The organism is Staphylococcus caseorum (genome assembly GCF_049943195.1).
Taxonomy (GTDB): domain Bacteria; phylum Bacillota; class Bacilli; order Staphylococcales; family Staphylococcaceae; genus Staphylococcus; species Staphylococcus equorum_A.
The window spans coordinates 137,513-158,824 of record NZ_JBNFUA010000001.1; the positions used below are offsets into that span (position 1 = coordinate 137,513).

At 33.5% G+C, this 21,312-nt stretch carries 20 protein-coding genes; 9 read left to right on the forward strand and 11 right to left on the reverse strand.

The genetic code is table 11. The features are described from left to right. Nucleotides 1–8 precede the first annotated feature (8 nt). Both ACP3TL_RS00665 and ACP3TL_RS00670 read left to right on the forward strand, forming a co-directional pair. Nucleotides 9–1,397 carry an amino acid permease gene (locus ACP3TL_RS00665; protein WP_046465885.1) on the forward strand — a complete coding sequence of 463 codons (1,389 nt, stop codon included), beginning with the start codon at nucleotides 9–11 and terminating at the stop codon, nucleotides 1,395–1,397. A 232-nt stretch (nucleotides 1,398–1,629) separates the two neighbouring features. Continuing rightward, nucleotides 1,630–3,060: an alkaline phosphatase gene (locus tag ACP3TL_RS00670; protein WP_046465884.1), complete on the forward strand. Its 1,431-nt coding sequence runs from the start codon at nucleotides 1,630–1,632 to the stop codon at nucleotides 3,058–3,060. Between the two features lie 160 nt (nucleotides 3,061–3,220). On the opposite strand, the gene ACP3TL_RS00675 is transcribed toward ACP3TL_RS00670, so the two are convergent. The 6 genes from ACP3TL_RS00675 to ACP3TL_RS00700 all read right to left on the reverse strand — a co-directional run bounded on the left by ACP3TL_RS00675 (nucleotide 3,221) and on the right by ACP3TL_RS00700 (nucleotide 8,740). After that, nucleotides 3,221–4,096: a MurR/RpiR family transcriptional regulator gene (locus tag ACP3TL_RS00675; RefSeq protein ID WP_285326375.1), complete on the reverse strand. Its 876-nt coding sequence runs from the start codon at nucleotides 4,094–4,096 to the stop codon at nucleotides 3,221–3,223. Nucleotides 4,097–4,098: 2 nt separating this feature from the next. Continuing rightward, on the reverse strand, nucleotides 4,099–5,538 hold the full coding sequence (locus ACP3TL_RS00680) for a PTS transporter subunit EIIC (RefSeq protein WP_046465882.1): 1,440 nt from the start codon (nucleotides 5,536–5,538) through the stop codon (nucleotides 4,099–4,101). A 76-nt stretch (nucleotides 5,539–5,614) separates the two neighbouring features. Beyond that, the gene (gene murQ, locus ACP3TL_RS00685) at nucleotides 5,615–6,502 is read right to left on the reverse strand and encodes an N-acetylmuramic acid 6-phosphate etherase (RefSeq protein ID WP_046465881.1); all 888 of its coding nucleotides are present in this window, start codon (nucleotides 6,500–6,502) and stop codon (nucleotides 5,615–5,617) included. 2 nt (nucleotides 6,503–6,504) lie between these two features. Beyond that, nucleotides 6,505–7,557 (reverse strand): MupG family TIM beta-alpha barrel fold protein, encoded by a 1,053-nt coding sequence (locus ACP3TL_RS00690; RefSeq protein ID WP_046465880.1) that lies wholly within the window; start codon nucleotides 7,555–7,557, stop codon nucleotides 6,505–6,507. Nucleotides 7,558–7,655: 98 nt separating this feature from the next. Beyond that, entirely contained in the window at nucleotides 7,656–7,985 is a 330-nt protein-coding gene (locus ACP3TL_RS00695; protein ID WP_046465879.1) for a hypothetical protein, read from the reverse strand. 62 nt (nucleotides 7,986–8,047) lie between these two features. After that, nucleotides 8,048–8,740 (reverse strand): helix-turn-helix transcriptional regulator, encoded by a 693-nt coding sequence (locus ACP3TL_RS00700; protein ID WP_046465878.1) that lies wholly within the window; start codon nucleotides 8,738–8,740, stop codon nucleotides 8,048–8,050. Nucleotides 8,741–9,192: 452 nt separating this feature from the next. Between ACP3TL_RS00700 and ACP3TL_RS00705 the strand changes: the two genes are divergently transcribed. From ACP3TL_RS00705 to ACP3TL_RS00735, 7 genes are all read left to right on the forward strand, one after another. Beyond that, the gene (locus ACP3TL_RS00705; RefSeq protein ID WP_046465877.1) at nucleotides 9,193–9,987 is read left to right on the forward strand and encodes an inositol monophosphatase family protein; all 795 of its coding nucleotides are present in this window, start codon (nucleotides 9,193–9,195) and stop codon (nucleotides 9,985–9,987) included. Between the two features lie 128 nt (nucleotides 9,988–10,115). Continuing rightward, entirely contained in the window at nucleotides 10,116–11,069 is a 954-nt protein-coding gene (locus ACP3TL_RS00710) for an LCP family glycopolymer transferase (RefSeq protein ID WP_046465876.1), read from the forward strand. A 318-nt stretch (nucleotides 11,070–11,387) separates the two neighbouring features. After that, entirely contained in the window at nucleotides 11,388–14,342 is a 2,955-nt protein-coding gene (gene fdhF / locus ACP3TL_RS00715) for a formate dehydrogenase subunit alpha (protein ID WP_046465875.1), read from the forward strand. Beyond that, the gene (locus ACP3TL_RS00720) at nucleotides 14,342–14,806 is read left to right on the forward strand and encodes a helical membrane plugin domain-containing protein (protein ID WP_046465874.1); all 465 of its coding nucleotides are present in this window, start codon (nucleotides 14,342–14,344) and stop codon (nucleotides 14,804–14,806) included. The genes fdhF and ACP3TL_RS00720 overlap by 1 nt, the downstream gene beginning before the upstream one ends. Before the next feature lie 310 nt (nucleotides 14,807–15,116). Continuing rightward, nucleotides 15,117–15,350: a hypothetical protein gene (locus ACP3TL_RS00725; RefSeq protein WP_080947915.1), complete on the forward strand. Its 234-nt coding sequence runs from the start codon at nucleotides 15,117–15,119 to the stop codon at nucleotides 15,348–15,350. A 25-nt stretch (nucleotides 15,351–15,375) separates the two neighbouring features. Continuing rightward, nucleotides 15,376–16,152: an N-acetylglucosaminidase gene (locus ACP3TL_RS00730; protein WP_046465873.1), complete on the forward strand. Its 777-nt coding sequence runs from the start codon at nucleotides 15,376–15,378 to the stop codon at nucleotides 16,150–16,152. 181 nt (nucleotides 16,153–16,333) lie between these two features. Beyond that, nucleotides 16,334–17,458 carry an FAD-dependent monooxygenase gene (locus tag ACP3TL_RS00735; RefSeq protein WP_046465872.1) on the forward strand — a complete coding sequence of 375 codons (1,125 nt, stop codon included), beginning with the start codon at nucleotides 16,334–16,336 and terminating at the stop codon, nucleotides 17,456–17,458. Nucleotides 17,459–17,559: 101 nt separating this feature from the next. Here ACP3TL_RS00735 and ACP3TL_RS00740 read toward each other — a convergent pair whose 3' ends face one another. From ACP3TL_RS00740 to ACP3TL_RS00760, 5 genes are all read right to left on the reverse strand, one after another. Further along, nucleotides 17,560–18,516 (reverse strand): 2-hydroxyacid dehydrogenase family protein, encoded by a 957-nt coding sequence (locus ACP3TL_RS00740; RefSeq protein WP_046465871.1) that lies wholly within the window; start codon nucleotides 18,514–18,516, stop codon nucleotides 17,560–17,562. 447 nt (nucleotides 18,517–18,963) lie between these two features. Next, complete coding sequence (locus ACP3TL_RS00745; protein ID WP_046465870.1) at nucleotides 18,964–19,278, reverse strand: DMT family transporter; 315 nt, start codon at nucleotides 19,276–19,278, stop codon at nucleotides 18,964–18,966. Next, a complete protein-coding gene (locus ACP3TL_RS00750) occupies nucleotides 19,278–19,598 on the reverse strand; it encodes a DMT family transporter (protein WP_046465869.1) in 321 nt (106 codons plus the stop codon). Before ACP3TL_RS00750 ends, ACP3TL_RS00745 begins: the two co-directional genes overlap by 1 nt. A 396-nt stretch (nucleotides 19,599–19,994) precedes the next feature. Next, a complete protein-coding gene (locus tag ACP3TL_RS00755; RefSeq protein ID WP_046465868.1) occupies nucleotides 19,995–20,462 on the reverse strand; it encodes a CHAP domain-containing protein in 468 nt (155 codons plus the stop codon). A gap of 340 nt (nucleotides 20,463–20,802) precedes the next feature. After that, nucleotides 20,803–21,174, reverse strand: coding sequence for a DUF4870 domain-containing protein (locus ACP3TL_RS00760; protein ID WP_046465867.1), 372 nt, complete (start codon nucleotides 21,172–21,174; stop codon nucleotides 20,803–20,805). Nucleotides 21,175–21,312: the final 138 nt, after the last annotated feature.

Consider the following 21,312-nt stretch of genomic DNA (forward strand, 5'->3'; position numbering starts at 1 on the left):
TTTGAATTATGAATGAGAACAATGAGTTACAGAGGGGACTAGGTGCGCGTCAGATGAGAATGATTGCACTTGGTGGAACAATTGGAGTCGGACTGTTTTTAGGAGCTACAAGCACTATAAAATGGACAGGTCCTTCAGTTATATTTGCATATTTAATTGCAGGTATATTTATATTTTTAGTAATGAGAGCAATGGGAGAGATGGTTTATTTACACCCAACTTCTGGTTCCTTTGCTAACTTTGCAAGTGATTACATACATCCAGTAGCTGGTTATTTAACAGCCTGGAGCAATATTTTCCAATGGGTAGTTGTTGGTATGAGTGAGGTAATAGCTGTTGGAGAATATATGAATTATTGGTTTCCTGATTTACCGCAATGGATACCAGGCGTTATTGTAGTAGTATTATTGGCTTGTGCAAATCTTGTGTCAGTTAAAGCTTTTGGTGAATTTGAATTCTGGTTTGCAATGATCAAAATAGTAACGATTATCTTAATGATAATTGCTGGTTTTGGAATTATCTTCTTCGGGTTAGGTAATGGAGGAGAGGCAATTGGACTTTCTAATTTATGGTCTCACGGTGGTTTTATGCCTAATGGTTGGTTAGGATTCTTCTTTGCACTATCTATTGTAATTGGTTCATATCAAGGTGTAGAGTTAATTGGAATCACTGCCGGAGAAACAAAAGACCCACAAAAAAATATAAAAAGTGCAGTTAATGGCGTCATTTGGCGTATATTAATTTTCTATATTGGAGCTATTTTTGTAATTGTTACAGTTTATCCTTGGGATCAATTAGGTAACATTGGTAGTCCATTTGTTGCTACATTTGCAAAAGTTGGTATTACATTTGCTGCTGGACTAATAAACTTTGTTGTACTTACTGCAGCAATGTCTGGCTGTAACTCAGGTATATTTAGTGCAAGTCGTATGACATTGAATTTATCTCAAAAAGGTATGCTACCTAAATTCTTTGGTAAAGTTATGAAAAATGGTGTGCCAGTCTGGACTGTAATTGCAATTGCATTAGGTATTTTAATCGGTGCATTATTGAACGTTATTTTACCACTATTTATTAAAGGTGCAGATAGTATATTTGTATATGTTTATAGTGCATCTATATTACCAGGCATGGTGCCTTGGTTTATGATTTTAATTAGTCACTTAAGGTTTAGAAAAAATCATCCTGAAGAAATAAAAGGGCATCCATTTAAAATGCCAGGTGGGGCTTTTACTAACTATATTACAATGGCATTCTTTATTGTCGTATTGATAGGCATGCTATTTAATAAAGAAACAGTAGTCTCAGTAGTAATAGGTATAGTATTCTTATTATTCATGACGATGTTCTTTTTCTTAAAAGGCTATCATAAGTTAGGTAAAGATAAACAAATTTAACATAGGTTGATAATTCAAATGAAATATAGGTTAGCTATTTTATGACTGAAACTACTAAGTTATAAAATAGCTAACCTTTTTATTATAAAAAATAGCTCTAAAACTGTGGATATAAGTGCTTGTACAACTACTATTTTAAAGAAAATTTACATTATTAAAATGTTGACGCAAAATTAATGGATTACACTTAACATGTAAGCACAATAATACATATCAAAGGAGTTATTAATTTATGAAACTATTTAATAAGTTAGCAACTGTAACTGTAGCTAGTGCAATTGTTGTTGGCTCGGCATTAGGCAATGTACAACCAACATATGCTTCTGGTAATGGAAAAGCATCAAATGATACACCTGATGTATCGTATATGGGAAATACTGAAAACCCTAAAAATGTAATATTCTTAGTAGGCGATGGTATGGGACCATCTTATAATTCAGCGTATCGTTATTTCGCAGATAATCCTGAAACAAAAGAAATGGAAAAAACTGCGTTCGATAAACATCTTGTCGGTAATCAACGTACAAATCCAGCTGATCCAAAAGAGAATGTAACGGATTCAGCAGCATCTGCTACTGCATTTAGCTCTGGTCATAAGACATATAATGGCGCAATAGGTGTAGATGAAAATAAAGAAAATGTTAAAACAGTATTAGAACAAGCGAAAGAAAATGGTAAATCTACCGGTTTAGTTTCAACTGCTGAGATTACAGATGCAACACCTGCAGCTTATGCATCACACGTAGATTCACGCGATAAAAAAGATGAAATCGCACAACAATTTTATAATGATAAAATTAATGGCGAACATAAAGTAGATGTCTTACTCGGTGGTGGTGCAAAATATTTCGGTGAAGAAAATGGTAATTTAACAGATAAATTTAAAAAAGATGGCTATGATGTTGTAGATAATAAAACCGATTTACAAAAATCAACAAGTAAACAAATATTAGGTTTGTTCGCTGATGGAAATATGCCATTACAAATAGACGCACCTGATAAAAATCCTAAACTATTAGATATGACAGAAACTGCAGTTAATAAATTACAGCAAAATGATAAAGGTTTCTTTTTAATGGTGGAAGGCGCTTCGATTGATAAAGCAGGGCATCCAAATGATGTTACTGGTGTAATGTCAGAAATGGAAGGTTTTGAAAAATCATTTGATTATGCCATGAACTATGCTAAAGAACATAAAGATACACTTGTAGTAGCAACTGCAGATCACTCGACAGGTGGTTTATCAATTGCCAAAGGTGAAGATTACCTTTGGAATCCTCAAGTAATTCACGATATGAAACATTCAGGCACATACATGACTGAACAAATTGCCAAAGGTGAAGATGCTGAACAAGTAATTAATGAAGGTTATGGTTTTGATGTAGAAGCAGCTCAAATTGATAAAATTAAAGATGAAGCTGAGAAACTGAAAAAATTAAATGAAGATGATGAGGCATATGAAGGGCAATTACAAGAATTACAAAATGCAATTCAAAAACCAATCAATGATAAATCGAATACGGGGTGGACTACAACTGGACATACAGGTGAAGACGTGAACACATATGCGTTTGGTCCTGGTAGTGATAAATTCCAAGGAAATATAGATAATACAGATAATGCTAAAAACATTTTTGAACTCTTAAAAAGTGATGCTAAATAAACAGAATATCAATATTTAGGGTAACTTGTAATAAGGGACTAAAAATCGCTATACGTTTTACTAGTCCCTTATTCAAATTCATAAAAAAGCACCTATCAAAACAGCGTATTATGCTGACGATAGGTGCTTTTCTTTAATATAGTTCAACTTAACATATCGATTAATGTTTAAATTGAACTTTAGATAAATGCTTACGGTAATTATCTAAAGCCATTTTAGACTGCGTAATAGAGTCTAGTGCACTTTGATAATTCAATGCAATATAACGATAGTAAAGTATATCTACTGTAAAAAGTTGAGCAAATAATGATGTTGTCGCGGCCATACGCAGTTCGTTTTCATCCGTTTGACCATATATTAAAGTATGGTCTGAAACTTTTGCGACTGGATTATCATTAGAACTAGAAATTGTAATAATTGGAATATTATAGTCCATTGCAACTTTAGCCATAGATTGCATTTCACTGTGATTACCTTGATTTGTTACAAAGATAATACAGTCATTTTCATCGTGTGTCGCTAACGTTGACATAAATAAATGCGTTTCTTGTAACAAACGGACATTGAGTCCAATGCGTGATAATTTTTGAAATAAATCAGTAACGATGACGAGTGAAGCACCATAACCAAATAGGAATATTGTATTTGAACGCTTCATTGTTTCGCAAACACTGTCAATACTATATTCATCTATGTACGTTGATACATAGTTCATCGTGTCTGTTGCACGAGATAGCATTTTTGTTTTTAGCGTATCGACTGACTCATTATCCGCCAATTCAAGGTGATTATTATGGATTGCATCATCAGGTAAATAACGAGAGATGGCAATTTTTAATTCTTGGAAACCTTTATCTGTAATCTTTTTACTAAATCTAACGATGGATGCAGTACTAGTATGAATCTCGTTAGATAAGTCTTGAACTGACATATTGATGATTTTATGTGGTGAATTCAAAATAAAATCTGCAATCTTTTTCTCACTTTTAGTTAACTGAGCATAATTGCTGTCAATTTTGTAAAGTACGTTGGTCATAGTTAATCACCTAAGCTATCAGATTCTCTCATAGTCTTCGTCGTACCTAAGAAATAGGTGAAGACGAAACCACCTGCATACGCAGCGAGTAGTCCAGCAATATATCCTAAATACATATGATCTGAAATCAAAGGTAACAATGAGATCCCACTAGGTCCGATTGCAGTTGCCCCAATGTGACCAATACCTCCAACAACAGCGCCACCAATACCTCCACCAATACATGCAGTGAAGAATGGTTTGCCTAATGGTAAAGTGACACCATAAATTAAAGGTTCTCCGATTCCTAAAAATCCTACAGGTAGTGCACCTTTGAGTGTATTTCTTAAAGTCGTATTTTTTCTACATCTTACCCATAAAGCTAAAGCAGCACCAACTTGACCAGCACCTGCCATTGCAGCAATAGGAAGTAAATAAGTTGCACCCGTTTGATTGATCATTTCAATATGAATAGGCGTAAATATATGATGTAATCCTAACATAACTAGTGGTAGGAAAAAAGCACCGATGATAAAGCCGCTAAAAACGCCACCGATACTGATTGTAGCATTGATGACAGATACTAAACCGTCAGAAACAAAACCAGCTAATGGCATAAAGATAAATATAGTTAATAAACCGATGATAAATAACGTAATAGTTGGTGTGACAATAATATCTACTGCATTAGGGACAATTTTATGTAATCGTTTTTCAACGATACTAAGAAGCCAAACTGCAAAAATAACGCCAATAATACCACCTTGACCAGGTTGTAGTGGTTCGCCTGTAAATATGTTAATAATCGCATTTTCATCAGTTAATCCTGTGAGTAATGTAGTACCACCAATAACACCACCTAATCCTGGTGTTGCGCCGAATTCTTTGGCTGCATTAATACCTGTAAAGATAGCTAGATAAGCTAACATACCATCTTTAATTACATTGAACACTGTGACAAGTTGTGTAACCCAGTCACCTGAAATTTGACCAGCAGCTAAAAGGTTACTTAATACTGCTGCAATACCACCAATTAATCCGGCACCAATAAAGGCTGGAATTAACGGAATAAAGATATTGGCAATTGTTTTTAATAATTTATTAAAGGCGCCGCGCTTTTGTTTGCTTTGAATTGCTGTTTTATTTTCTTGTGCTTTTGCTTCAGCATCAGCTTTATAATTCGTTGAATTATGAGGGATTGTTTCCCCTAGACGTACACCGCTTAATTGAGATATATGATCCGCTACTTTATTAACAGTACCTGGACCAACTACTACTTGCACGCGTTCGTCTTTTACGACGCCCATAACACCTTGAGTTGCTTTTAATTTATCATAATCTACTTTGTTTTCATCAATCACTTTAATTCTGACACGTGTCATACAATTAATAACATTATCCATATTATCAAGACCACCAACAGCGTCTATAATATGTTCTGCGAGTTTTTGTTCTTTTGTCATCCTATATACCTCCTTATTGCATCATAGTTATATGGTTCATGTGGCAACGTGACATTGCTATTTAAATCAGTGTAAATTAATTTTTTATTGCTTGTTTAATAATATTGTCATTTTGACGTAATTTAGTTTCTGCTTCAGCTTTTGAAACATCACATAGATACATAACGACTGCTTGTTTAAGGTTTTGGTCTGCGTCATTATAAAGCTTTTGAGCTTGTTCATATGGAATATCACAAATATCTTGAATAATGCGCACTGAACGATCAACTAATTTATGGTTTGTGGCTTTTACATCTACCATGAGGTTGCCATAAACTTTTCCCACGCCAACCATCGTGATTGTGGAGATCATATTAAGAATGAGTTTCTGTGCTGTTCCTGATTTTAATCTCGTAGATCCAGTTAATACTTCGGGACCGACATTAACTTCCACAGGGAATTCAGCTAGTTTGCTAATTTCTGTATCGACATTGCAAGAAATGGCAACTGTATGTGCACCTACCTCTGTAGCGTATTTTAAACCGCCTTTGACGTAGGGCGTAGTTCCACTGGCCGCAATGCCAATAACTACATCGTTGTCTGTTAAGTCAATGTGTTTTAAATCATCATGTGCTAGTGATTCACTATCTTCAGCACCTTCGACTGCGACTGTCATAGCAGGTTGTCCACCGGCTATTAATCCGATGAATTCATCAGGTGTTGTATTAAATGTAGGCACACATTCTGCTGCATCGAGTACGCCGAGTCTTCCACTCGTGCCTGCACCCATATAGATAATACGGCCACCTTTTTTAAATTGCTTCGTTGTAACTTCAATGACTTTAGCTAAGTCAGGCAATATTTGTTTTATCTGTTGAGGTACTTTTTGATCTTCTTCATTCATAGTCTCTAAAGCTTGTTGAATAGTCATTTCGTCTAAGTGCATTGTAGCTTCATTTCTTGATTCAGTTATTAAATTACTCATCTTTACAGCTCCTTATTCTTGTACGTAAATTCAAATGTGTCATTAGGCCGCATACATTGAATTAATGGTAAATCGTTCTTTTTCACTTCACCTACAACATTGATATGATCATGTGGTGGTAAATCATTTTTAATAATCTGTAATTCACCTTGATAACGTCCGTTCAGTTTATTATCCACGGTTATAGCACCGAAATTACGACCATTTGTTGAAAAGGGTTGAATCTCTGTATCACAATAAAGACGAGCTTCTTGTGATCTAATAACGTGAGCTGGATTATCAGCACGTACCGTATGAGGTTTAAATAATATTGATGATACTTGGTCATCTAAAAGCTCAATATTTAAGTTGAAATGTCTGTGGTGTAAAAAAGTAATGAGTTGTTGTGCAGTATGTGAATCAATGAGTGGATCTCCAATCATTACATGTTCGACTAAGTTATCTTTAAGTAACTGTGCACTTTGAATAGGATGCTGATATCTTGTGGATTCAATTGTTGGCAAACCTTTATATAGAGGGCCACGCAACGTTGAACCAGTGATGAAGCCAAATATATCTGCTTGTGCGTTATATTTTAAAATCAAATTATTTTGTGACGCTACGAATTGCGGCTCCAAACCGGTATCAGGTCTCGGATAATAATTATGGCAATAACAGAGATAAGTAAAATCTTTAAGCTCATGGTAAAGCTGTTGCAATAATTGCTCTGAGATGATGCTAGCATTGATACAACATTTGAATCCGTTACTGATAATATCGTTGACGACATTTAAAGAAGTACTATGATCGATACGGATCATAAATTCGGCTGTCTCATATTGATGTAAAAATTGGTAGAAATTGTGATCCAGCAACAAAGGATTGATATCAATCATATATGTAAGCTGCTCATTAGATAAATAATCTAAAAGTTCTCCCAAATAGCGATATTTAGTACTTTCGTTTTCTTCAGGGATTTGTACAGATGTAAAAATGGTGCTGTAACCTGAAGCAATCATCCGTTTGATATATGGTTTGTCGATGGGCTGTCCAAGATATATAGAAAATCCATGCATTGCTATCACTCCTTATATTGCTGTAATCGTTTTCATTGTACAACACATGAAAAACTATTACAATTTTAATTTATAAAAATCTTTTAAGTGTAATATTGTTACAAAAGAGGAGTTGATAATTGGTGGATACGAAATAAACGTTGCTGAATATCACTTATATATTTCGTTGTATTACCTATAGTTAGTTCATCTATAGGTTGCTCAATTTGATCAGAAAGAAATTTAAAGTAATTGTAGTGAATAAGAGAAGTGTGATGCTTTGAGACGCTTTTTAAAGCTGCGTATTCTTTATCGATATAATCATGAATATTTTGTTTAAAGTCGTTTTTCTTTTTATGATTGGTGACGATTGCGAATTTATATATTTCTAGTAAGTTTAATAATTTACTGATGTGTTGTTCTAAATGATGAAATTCTAAGTTATACATAAAGACTTCCTTTCATATGCTTATCGAAAAAATATAATTAATAAAAAATCCAACTGAGACAATTAGGACTCAGTTGGATTTAAAAATTGCTGATAATTATTTATTGTAATGTCTTGAGTCTTGATTGTCTTTTCAAATGAATATGAGATATCGTGTATATCAATAATAGGAATCTCATTTGTTTTACCCAAACCAATTTCAAAGACGACTGCTTTCCATAAACCTTTTTCACATAATAATCCGATAAAAATAACATTTTCAGTGCCTATATTTGTACCGTTATTGTATTCCATTGCCATAACATTTCTTTCAGTACAATAAATGAGGACTTCAGAAAATATAGGTGGTAAATTTGTATGTTGTCGGTGATCAAATTTAATATAACGATCTAGCTTTTTCAAAGCGCGTCGCATTTTTGTATAAGGTAAATTCAAACACTTTTTAATAATTGCATTAACTTCTTCTTTATAAGGTAACGTAGTGTAAGACTGACTTTCATTAAGCACTAAGAACAAAGCGGATAGTTGATTCTCAGTCAGCTCAATCTCATAACTATTTGGTGTTTCTTGAAGTTGGTAGCCACCTAGTTTACCGTGCTTTGCTAAAATTTTCACACCTTGATCTTCTAAATCTTGAATATCTCTTAAAATCGTTCGTTTTGATACTTCTAAATTTTTTGCTAACTCTGAAGCGGTAATTTGTCTATTCTCTTGAATAGCTAGAACAAGTTTATTTTGTCTCTCGCGTTTATTCATTAGAAAGTCACCTCCCAAATAATTACATATTACATTTATTATATCATAAAAGTGACAATGACGACATTTAGAAAAACTTTTTTTAAAAAAATAAAGAAAACGCTTACATTCATTAAAAACTTATGTTAATATGTAGTTAGTAACAAGGGGGTAGCGAGTAGATGACAAAGGGGTAGGCTATTACATATAGTTTTGTTAACATCTAATTCGTTCACGTTACTAATCAAACATCTTCAATATTTATTACTTACTTTCCTTTCTATTTAACCGACTAGCTACGCTGGTCGGTTTTATTTTTATGTCATAACGTCAATATGTGTGCCAAAATGTTTTGATGGTTATGATATATCATATATTTCATTAATATTTCTATGATAAAATATAATAAATTAAAGATAGTTGATCCTTAATAAGGAACATAATAATTTATAAATATAAAGAGGTGCCTATACATGGAAAAAGAACAATTAATTTATATCGATGATGCTGTGAGAGCTTGGCTTGAAACATTGGATGAGATCATCCCGAAGTTAATTGAAGATATGGTTACAAGTACGAAACAAAATAGATTTGATTTAGTGACAAATGTTGATAAATCAATACAAAACAACTTTGAACAATTTTTAAACCAAAACTTCCCGGAACATCAGTTGTTTGCTGAAGAAAAGTCAAATGAGGAAGTGCGTCCTAAAGAAGGGCATGTATGGGTTATGGACCCTATTGATGGAACGACGAATTTAGTTAAACAACAAGAAGACTACTGTATTATTCTAGGTTATTTTGTTGATGGTGAACCAGTGCTGTCATATATATATGACTACCCACATGGTCAACTGTACAAAGCAGCTAAAGGATACGGTGCATATGTGAATGGTAAACCACTAGAAAAACCTGAAAGTATTGATTTACAAGACGCGATTATTTCATTTAATACATTAGTTATGAATGATGAAACGATTCATGGTTTAAATGATGCTTCATTTAGTCATCGTTTTATCGGATCTTGTGGTTTAGATTCAATCCGTGTAATCAAAGGACAATTTGGTGCCCATGTTAATACAAATCCCAAACCGTGGGATATCGCAGCACAATTCTTGTTTGCAAGTGAACTTGGACTTAAAATGACAACTTTAGATAATGCGCCACTAGACTTTTCTAAAGCAGGGCCATTTATTATTAGTAACAATGCTTGTCATGAAAAAGTATTAGGTATACTAAATTCAGGAGATGGATACAAAATACAATAAGCAATCACTGTATTAAATATTTATTATATAAATAATAGGTCTAAAGCACTATGCCAAACCCAGCTTATTAATATATAATGTATTACTAAATGAGAGAAAATTGAATACAGAAACGGAGAATGATAAGAGTGAATCGTTCTAAAAAAAATAAAAAAATGGGATTACCAACAAAATTAATATTGTGGTTCTTTGGTATATTAGTTTTATTAGCTTTATTAGCAGTTATTTATCTAGGATTTAAAATATTTTCTGTTGGAGGATCAATTCATAATCCTTTAGACAGAGATAAATCTTCATTAAGAGATAAAGACGTAAACTTAGATGATGGTGATCCTTTTACGATTGCGCTGTTTGGTGTAGATTCTGACGCTAAAAGGGATGCAGATGGTGGTGGCCAACGTAGTGATACAGTAATGGTATTATCAATTAATCCGCAGAAAAAAACGACAGAAATTGTCAGCATTCCACGAGATACACAAGCAGAAATTGTCGGTAAAGGTACTACTGAAAAAATCAATCATGCATATGCGTATGGCGGACCTGACATGGCAGTGAAATCAGTAGAGAATTTATTGAATGTACCTATTGACCACTACGCAACGATAGATATGGATGGTATGCAAGATATGATAGATACTGTCGGTGGTATCAATGTAACGAGTAACGCATCATTCTCATATGATGGGTATCAGTTTAGTGAGGGCGTTCAATCCCATATGGATGGAAAAGAAGCGATGGCATTTATTAGAAGTCGTAAAGAAGATGGCGCTGGCGGAGATTTTGGTCGTCAAGAACGTCAACAACTTGTTATCCAAGGCTTAGCTAATAAACTTACAAGTATCAGTTCAGTTACACATTTTAATTCATTAATGAATCATGTTGAAGATAATGTGAAAACGGACCTTACAGTTGGAGAATTAAACAAAATAAGAAGTAATTATAATGACGCGAACGAACAAGTCAATAGACATCAATTAGATGGACAAGGTGGCATACAAGATGATGGCTTGTACTACTTTATACCAAGTGAGAGTTCACTTAGTGAAATAGAAGCAAACATTAAAGATAATTTAGGAATGTAATTTGAATGAACTATAGATTTTGGCGAATGCTAAAATCTATAGTTTTTTTATTATGCCAATATATATGAAATAATATAAAGCTTATTAATCAAGAAGAATTAGAAAAAAATTCTATAAATATTAAGTTTTGGACTATGAAGTACATCTAATATAATAAAATGTGAAATAAGGTGGAAATCCTTAACATTTATACGAAATAGATATACAATATAGATAACATTATCTTAAAAAAGTGTGGGCTTTTTAGATGGAATGTTATTCAGCACCTAATAGATATATATAACGCGGGCATCATAAATAATAATAGGGGTGAAGAGAATGCAAGAACATTTAATTGTCTCATTGGATGGCAAAGATTATCTTGTAGAACCTGGGACGAATTTACTTGAGTTCATCAAATCTCAAGATACATTTATTCCATCAATATGCTATAACGAATCGCTAGGTCCAATACAAACTTGTGACACGTGTACTGTTGAAATAGACGGTAAAATGGCACGCGCGTGTGGCACAACAATTGATAGACCGATGATTGTTAATACGCAAAATGATAACGTACAAACAAGTCAAAAAGAAGCTTTAGACAGAATCTTAGAAAATCATATGTTGTATTGCACAGTTTGTGATTATAACAATGGCGACTGTGAAATACATAATACAATGGACCAATGGGGTTTAGAGCATCAAACTTATGAATATAAAGAAAAGCCATACGAAAAAGATTACGGTCCTTTCTATCGTTATGATCCAAATCAATGTATCTTATGTGGACGTTGTGTAGAAGTATGTCAAGACGTTCAAGTAAACGAAACACTTACAATTGATTGGGAACGTCAACAACCACGAGTGATTTGGGATAACGATACATCAATCAACGAATCATCGTGTGTAGGTTGTGGTCAATGTGCAACAGTTTGTCCATGTAATGCAATGATGGAAGTCAACATGGAAGGCAGTGCCGGATATATGACTGATTTAGAGCCAGGTTCATTAGCTGCTATGATTGATTTAACGAAAAAAGCAGAACCGGGTTATGGTCCATTGTTCGCAGTTTCTGACTCAGAAGCAGCAATGCGTGAAGAACGCATCGAAAAAACTAAGACAGTATGTACATATTGTGGTGTTGGTTGTTCTTTCGATGTATGGACAAAAGACAGAGAAGTTATAAAAGTTCAACCTCAACAAGAATCACCAGCTAATAAAATTGCAACGTGTGTTAAAGGTAAATTCGGTTGGGATTATATTGATTCAGAAGAACGTCTTACAAAACCATTAGTACGTAAAGATGGTCAATTTGAAGAAGTTGAATGGGATGAAGCACTGAAAGTTGTCTCTGATAACTTTAATAAAGTTAAAGCATCACATGGTTCAGATGGTTTAGCATTTATATCATCTTCAAAAGCAACAAATGAAGAGTCTTACCTTATGCAAAAGCTTGCAAGACAAGTCATTGGCACAAACAACGTAGATAATTGTTCACGTTATTGCCAAGCACCAGCAACAAAAGGACTATTTAGAACGGTAGGTCATGGTGGTGACTCTGGTTCAATAGACGATCTTGAAATTGCAGATATGGTCGTGTTAATTGGTACGAATACAGCAGAAGCTCATCCAGTTATTGCTTCACGTATTAAACGTGGTCATAAGCTATATAACAATACTTTAAATGTGTTTGATATACGTAAGCATGAAATGGCTGAACGCGCAGATAATTTCTATCAGCCTAAACCAGGCACTGATTTAGTTTGGTTGTCAGCAGTGACTAAATATATTATCGATAACGATCTTCATGATAAAGCGTTTATCGACAAATGGGTGAACAGTTTTGAAGCGTATCATAAATCATTAGCGCCATTTACAATGGAGTTTGCTGAAGAAACAACGGGTATCTCTAAGGAGTCCTTAATAGACTTTGCACATCAAGTTGTTGATGCAGAATCAGTATCAATCGCATGGGCAATGGGCGTAACACAACAAGACATTGGTAGTGACACTTCGACAGCGATATCTAATTTATTGTTAGCAACAGGTAACTATAGAAGACCAGGCACAGGCGCTTATCCTTTACGTGGTCATAATAACGTACAAGGTTGTAGTGATATGGGAAGTATGCCTGATAAATTCCCAGGATACCAAAGTGTTACTGATGAGGAAATAAGAGCGAAATTCGAACGAGAATATGGCGAAACATTACCAAACGAAGTAGGTAAAGATAACCATCAAATGATGGAAGGTATTCATGAAGGTGAAATTGATGCTCTTTATTTATACGGTGAAGATACAGGTATCGTCGACTCAAACATCAACTATGTACAAGCTGCATTAGAGAAAGTTGGTTTCTTAGTCGTACAAGATGAATTCTTTACATTTACAGCTTCATACGCAGATGTAGTGTTACCAGCTAGTCCATCATTAGAAAAAACAGGTACATTTACAAATACAGAGCGCCGTATTCAGCGTCTATATCAAGCTTTAGAACCAAAAGGCGATTCTAAGCCAGACTGGGAAATTATTCAAGCTGTAGCGAAAACGTTAGGTTATGATTGGAACTATACGCATCCAAGTCAAATTATGGACGAGATTGCAAGACTTACTCCGTCATATTCAGGTGTAAACTATGATCGTCTAGAAGGATATAATAGTTTACAATGGCCAGTAGCAGAAGATGGTACAGATCAACCAACACTTTTCTTAGAAGGCTTTAACTTTGATGATGGAAAAGCGAATTTCTATCCATTAACATTTGATAATTTCTTTAAAGTAAATGAAAAATATGATTTACACGTAAATAATGGCCGTGTATTAGAGCATTTCCATGAAGGTAATATGACTTATAAAGTGCCAGGACTTCAATACAAAATGCCAAATCCATTTGTCGAAGTGTCTCCTGAATTAGCAGAAGATAGAGGTATTCACGAAGGTGCAGAGATTAAATTGATTTCTGATACTGGTGAAGTAGAACTTGTGGCCCATGTCACAGATAGAGTTAAAGGTAAAGAAATCTATATTCCATTAAATAACAATGCGATGGAAAATGGTGACCAAGGTGCCATTAACTTATTGACAAATAGTGATGTAGATAAAGACACAGATACGCCATCTTATAAACGTACAAGTTGTCGTATGGAAGTGAAGACACGAAGAGGTAAATCACCACTCAATCCTACGAACTTCCGTGTAAACAAACAACGTCAACCACAATATAGCGTTCGAGTTGAAGACAAATGGAATCGTAAAGATTATACTTTCCCAGGAAGTCAGGTGGATAAATAATGGCTGAAAGAATAACAAATATTAAACGCATGCAAAAAACTGAAGCAGAGGTTAAAGAAGAAAATTTAGCTGAAGTGACCGATGCGATTGTAGCAAATAAAGACAGCATTTTAAAAGCGATTAATATCATTAGTACTTTAGATGATGCTAAATTGCTAGATGCTATGTCAGGTGCAGTGAAGAGTAGAGGTGTTATAGCCAATAAATTCTCTGTTGAATTAAATAAAGAACAATATTCAGGGTTAATTTCAAATATGGCTTCACTTGTATTTTTATTAGGCGATTTAGATGTAGATGATTTATCTGGGATGTTAAATAAAGTAAATAAAGGCTTACGCGTCGCAAATCAAGCCAATCCAAATCAAAAAACATCTATCACTGGTTTGATGGGTATGTTGAAAGATGATGAAATGAATCGTAGTTTAACATATATGATGAATATGCTTAGAGGAATGTCAAGATAAGCACTTTTAAATAAATATATAGTTAGAGGCTGGGACATAGCACATGTCTCAGTCTCATTTTTTATATTAGCAGTGGTTGACTGAATTGAAAATGCGTTTATATCAAGTTTGTATTCAACTTTACAGTCAGCTGTGCCGGGGTGGACGACGAAATTTTATTAGAAAAATTATATTTCTGTCCACTTCCTAACTTTTTATTGTTTTAAAAATGACATATTGAAACAATGGGAACTATGATACAATTTCTATTATTAGAATTAAATTTTATATATTTTTAAGGGCGAGGAGTGGAGGACTTATTAACGCGAAAATGATTAAAATCATGGCGATTATCTCAAATGTATTTCTAGTTTTGGGAATTATATTTTTAATAATGATGAATATGGTTATGGCAATTACAATGTTTGCTGTTTCATTAGTAATCAGTTTAATGATATTCAATATGTTGTTTAGAGATAAGAAAGCTATGAGGATAGCACTTAACATTTCTTTTGTAGTTGTCTTAATTGCTATTATTATTGCTTATGTTACATTAACTAAATAACTGTAAGCTAGGGAGTTATTATATAATGAATGGAATTTTAAAGAAAAGATTAACATTATTTATTATGCTCATTATCATTGTCATATTTGCGATTTTATTAATTATAAATGAAACACATCTATTTGATAATCAAAAGACACATTCTTTTAATGAAGCGGTAGATAAGCAACTTGGTGAAGGCACTTTAAATATGACAGAAAAAAATGGTCGATTTGTCGAGGCTTCAAAAACTGATGTTAAAAAAGCTATGGATGTAAATAATGACAAAGATAACTTAAATCATATGGATATATCTGAAAAAATATCAATGTCAGAAAAAGAAGTAAATGATATTTTAAAAGATAAAGGTATATTGAAAAATAAAGGTGAAGCATTTTTAAAAGCACAAGATAAATATGAAGTTAATGTGTTATACCTTGTGAGTCATGCGCTTGTTGAAACTGGCAATGGTAAATCTGAATTGGCCAACGGTATAGAAGATGATGGTAAGCATTACTATAATTTTTATGGTATTGGTGCATTTGATGAAAATGCAGTACACACAGGTAGTAGCTTTGCTAAAAAGCAATCTTGGACTTCACCAGAACGCGCAATTATGGGCGGTGCTAAATTTATAAGAGGTAATTACTTTGAAAATGAGCAATTATCGTTATATCAAATGCGCTGGAATCCAAAATCACCTGGAGAACACCAATATGCTAGTGATGTAGAATGGGATGAAAACATCGCCACATTTATGAAGGTTTATTATGATAAACTAGGTATAAAGAAAGATCATATTAATAAAGATTATTATTTATAAAAGTTGAGTTATCATATATTTATGAGGAAAGATAACAGGGTGTTTTCATGATACGTTTGTTATCTTTTTTGTGTGATGGCTTATTGACAATACTTAAGTTAATATCAAAGAACTTATTAATATATAGTTTTGCAAAAGTGTTAATATTGAATAGACTAGGAAAATTTGGAGTGAATTAAAAATGAAAATAGCTATAGTTGGCGCGGGCATTGGTGGATTAACAACTGCAGCATTATTAATTGAACAAGGACATGATGTCAAAGTATTTGAAAAAAATAATGAAGTAGCTGAAATAGGCGCAGGCATCGGCATTGGTGGTAACGTTATTGAAAAATTAGGAAAGCATGATTTAGCAAAAGGCATTAAAAATGTCGGGCAAATTACTGATACGATGGAAGTGCGAGATGATAAAAATAACTTGCTATCCAAAGTGAAGTTAAAAAAGAATACGGTGAACTTAACAATGTCTCGTCAAGATTTAATAGATGTTATTCAATCTTATGTACCAGACACAGCAATCTATACAAATCATTTTGTGACTCATATTGATAATGGCGATTTAAAAGTGACTATACATTTTGATACACAACAAGAAGAAGCATTTGACTTATGTATTGGTGCAGATGGTGTACATTCTAAGATAAGAAATACGGTTGAACCTAATAGTAAGCCTGAATATCAAGGATATACGGTATTTAGAGGATTAGTAGAAGATGTGGATATTAAAGATGCTCAAATTGCTAAAGAGTATTGGTCGCCAAAGGGTAGAGTAGGTATAGTTCCCTTATTAAACAACCAAGCCTATTGGTTTATTTCTATTAATGCGAAAGAAAAAGATAGTAAAATGAAAACCTATGGTAAACCTCATTTACAAGCCAGATTTAACCGTTTTCCAAATGAAGTAAGAACCGTATTAGATAAACAAAGCGAAACAGATATTTTACTAAATGATATTTATGATCTAAAACCACTGAAAACCTTTGTTTATCAACGTGCTATTTTACTTGGTGATGCAGCGCATGCAACGACACCAAACATGGGACAAGGGGCAGGACAAGCAATGGAAGACGCCATTGTCTTAGCAAATTGTCTTGAGTCATATTCGTTTGATGAGGCGTTACAACGCTATGATAAATTACGTGTAAAACATACTAAAAAAGTAATTAAACGTTCTAGAAAAATAGGTAAGCTCGCACAACGTAGTAATAAACTGGTTGTAACTGTAAGAAATGGCGTTGCAAAAGCTTTGCCTAATAATTTAGTTACGAACCAAACTAAATTTTTATATAAATCCAAAAGTAAATAAACTTGGAATATTTCAATAGAAAGCACCCATCCATATTTTTAATGGATGGGTGCTTTAATTTGTACTAAGTATTTAGAATTAAACTTTTAGCAACTCATTTGTTAATTTACTAAAAACTTAGGTTTTTTATCATTTAGCTTACTAATTGTGTCATTCGCAACAATTTTAGACATCATATCACGAGATTCAAATGTCGCATTACCAATATGTGGTGTGAGCACTACATTGTCTAGTGATTTCAACTCGTCATTTATTTCTGGTTCAAATTCGAAAACATCTAAAGCTGCGCCCTCAATTTCTTTATCTTTTAAAGCTTGTACTAAAGCATGTTCATGGACGATAGGGCCTCTCGAAGCATTAATTAAATAACTCGTTGACTTCATCATTTTAAATTGTTCAGTGTCAATTTGATGATGTAAATCTGGATTATATGCAGCGTTAATTGTTACAAAATCTGCATTTTTTAATAAAGTTTCTAAGTCTACATACTTGGCGCCGATTTCACGTTCTTTATCGACTTTTTGGTTAGGACCAGTATAAAGCACATTCATATCAAATGCTTTGGCACGTCTTGCTACAGCAGCACCAATTTCACCTAAACCAATAATACCAATCGTTTTACCAGAAACTTCTCTGCCACGGAAGAACAGTGGCGCCCAGCCATCGAAGCCAGTTGTACGGCATAATTTATCACCTTCAGCGATACGTCTTGCAACTGCAAGTACGAGCGCAAAAGTTAATTCAGCTGTAGAATTTGTTGAAGCTTTTGGTGTGTTTGTAACGTCAATGTCTTTTTGACGAGCATAGGCTACATCTACGTTATTAAAACCTGCACCATAGTTTGCGACGATTTTTAAATTGCTACCGGCATCAATTACTTCTTTATCTACGTTGGTAGACAAAAGACTAATTAATGCATCAGCATCTTTAACCCCTTGCTTTAAAGTATCTTTATCAATGATACCTTCGCCTTCATACATTTCAACTTCATAACCTTGATCTTTTAACAAGTCAAAACCTACTTCGGGTACTGGACCTGCGATATAAACTTTTACCATGTATAATCCCTCCATTATATATTTAGTATAGTAAATTTCAAAGCACTAAACAAATTATTATATTTATTAAAGAAATAGTTGGGTGTTCTTTTTATATAATGCCTAAAAGCTATAGAAAGCGATTTCTATGTTACTTATTTATATATTTTAATGTATATAAGTCAAACATAGCCATTCTCAAAAAAAGCAATAATCCATTGTTAAACAGTGGATTATTGCTTTAGAGTGTCGAAAAAGTCTCCGACTTTGTTGGCACTCTTTTGTGCACGCTTTCCGCTGGCACAGCCTCAGCCTGTAGTCTTCGGCTAGTGCTTTTCCCGCAGGAGTCGGCACAAATTACTGCTATTTTTTAAACAAAAATAATATAATATATTTAAATTAAACAGTGGATTATTGCTTTTATTTTAATATCATGATTTAGAAAGTATCTTTTTATTATTTGTTTTTCTAACTTATAAGCTTTAAGCCTACAATTGAAAGAATAATCAAGCCAATAAAGAATATACGTTTTGCATTTTTAGATTCATTGTATATCAACATACCCACAAGTGTGCCACCGCCAGTACCGATGCCACTCCAAATTGCATAAGCAGTTCCCATAGGAATGTCATTCATTGCTACTTTGAGCGTGCTAAAACTACAGATAAAAGCAATTGCTAATAAGCCTACTAAAGATTTCTTTTTAGTGCGTGTAATTTCATTTAATATGACTACACCGACTACTTCTAATAGCCCTGCAATAAGTAAAATAAACCAAGCCATTAGTTTTCAGCCTCCTCTGTAGTTAATTTTAGACCGATAATACCTATTACCAATAGTATAATTAAGATGATTTTCATAAAGTTAAAAGGATCACCGAAAAATAACATGTCCACTAAAACAGTACCAACTGCGCCAATACCTACGAATACGGCGTAAACCGTGCCAACGGGTAATGATTTACACGCAGAAATAACAAGAAAGAAACTTATAATAATAATGATAATCGTACCAATCCAACTAAGTAATGAATCAGCAGTATTTAAGCCAGTGACCCATAATATTTCTATAAGCCCAGCAAGTATAACTTTAAACCATTGCATCGTTGTGCCTCCTTTTTCACCAAACGCTCTTATTTTCTCAAATATTCTATTATACTGCAATATTAAAAAAATCTAAAAATATTGAGCGCTTAATACTGAATTTTTAGATTCGTTTTAATTATAGCGCGTGTTGTCTTGCTTAATTACTTTGATGTGGTGAACATTTATAAGTGTGCAATCAATCGATATGTCTGAATGATTGAGTATATTTTTTTAAAAAGGCAGTGGTTTGCTTGGACGCTTGACTAGTTAATAAAGCACGAATTGAAGACTATAGGTTGAGGTGGCGTCCGCGGAAAGTGTGCATAAAAAAAGTGTCAACAAAGTTTTAGACTTTGTTGACACTCTATAATGTTCTAAATCCTGTTATTCTAATTTATATTGTAGTAGCGAATATTAGTTAACGTGGATATAGTTATATGAACCTGCTTCACCAGCAGAGATAGTACGTTCACTTACAGAGTAAGGTCCGCCGCTATAATTCATTTCTGAAACATTTACTGAACCGTCACTGTTTACATTTTCAACGTATGCAACGTGGCCCATTGGTCCTTCAGATGATTGTAAGATTGATCCAGCTTCTGGAGAGTTGTTAACTGTGTAGCCTGCAGATGAAGCTGCTGACGCCCAGTTATTTGCATTGCCCCAAGTAGAACCGATACCTCCGCCTACTTTATCAAATACATACCAAGTACATTGACCTGAAGTGTATAAGTTAGCACTTGAGCTTGCAGTTTCTTGTGTAGTAGTTTGGTTTGTTTGTTGAGTTTGTTCTGCTGCACTTGCTTCATTTCCTTGATCTAATCCTACGATTGCTGCGCCAATACCTGCTGTGATAGTTGTTGCTGTTACTAATTTATTCATAATTAAAAAATCCTCCCAAATTTGTTCGTTCTTTATATTTATTATTTATGTTATTCGTTCGATAGTCTTTAAAGTTAATGTTTTTATTTTTCGCTTTGCTTTCAACGACAAGTAATACTCTAACAGATGAATTTAGGTTTGTGTGGTTTGTTACGCTTTTGTAAAACAATTAAAAAAACCTCACATATCGTTGTAATAAACGACATGTGAGGTTACAGAAAGGTAGCGGCTCGTAATAGTTTGTAAAGAGCTGTGGTATAAGGTTTTACAATAAATTAACATTCAAAATAACTAATTTGTATTACAAGAGTTGTAATAAGTCACAAAATTTAGATTCGTTTTATTTGAAAAATCTAATTGAAAGTGGTGGCAGATAGTCTTCTCCATTATATGCTTTTACAGCAGCTACGATCGTAAATATGAAATTCAAAATAGCTATAATAGGGAATAAGATAAAGCCTATTATGATAAACATCGCTATTGAAGCAACGATTAACCAAATCATATAAGAAAGTAAAAAGTTGAAATAATTTTTACCAGCCTTGTCAATGAATGGTGAATCTTCACGTTTAATAAGCCAAATAATAAGTGGTGCTATTAACGAAGTGAAAAAACTTAGCACATAGATTAAAGTTCCCATTAATCTATCGTCGCTACTTGGTTCTTGATTTATAACTGTAGAAGATTGGTTTGCATTATATTGTTCATCCATAGAATCACGCCTCCCTTATTAGCATAACTATAACAAATATTATTGTTGATTGATATTTAATTTTAAAGGCTACAATTAAAAAATTGATCATTTTAAAACGTCGTACATTTAATTGAATGAAACAAATGAATATAATGC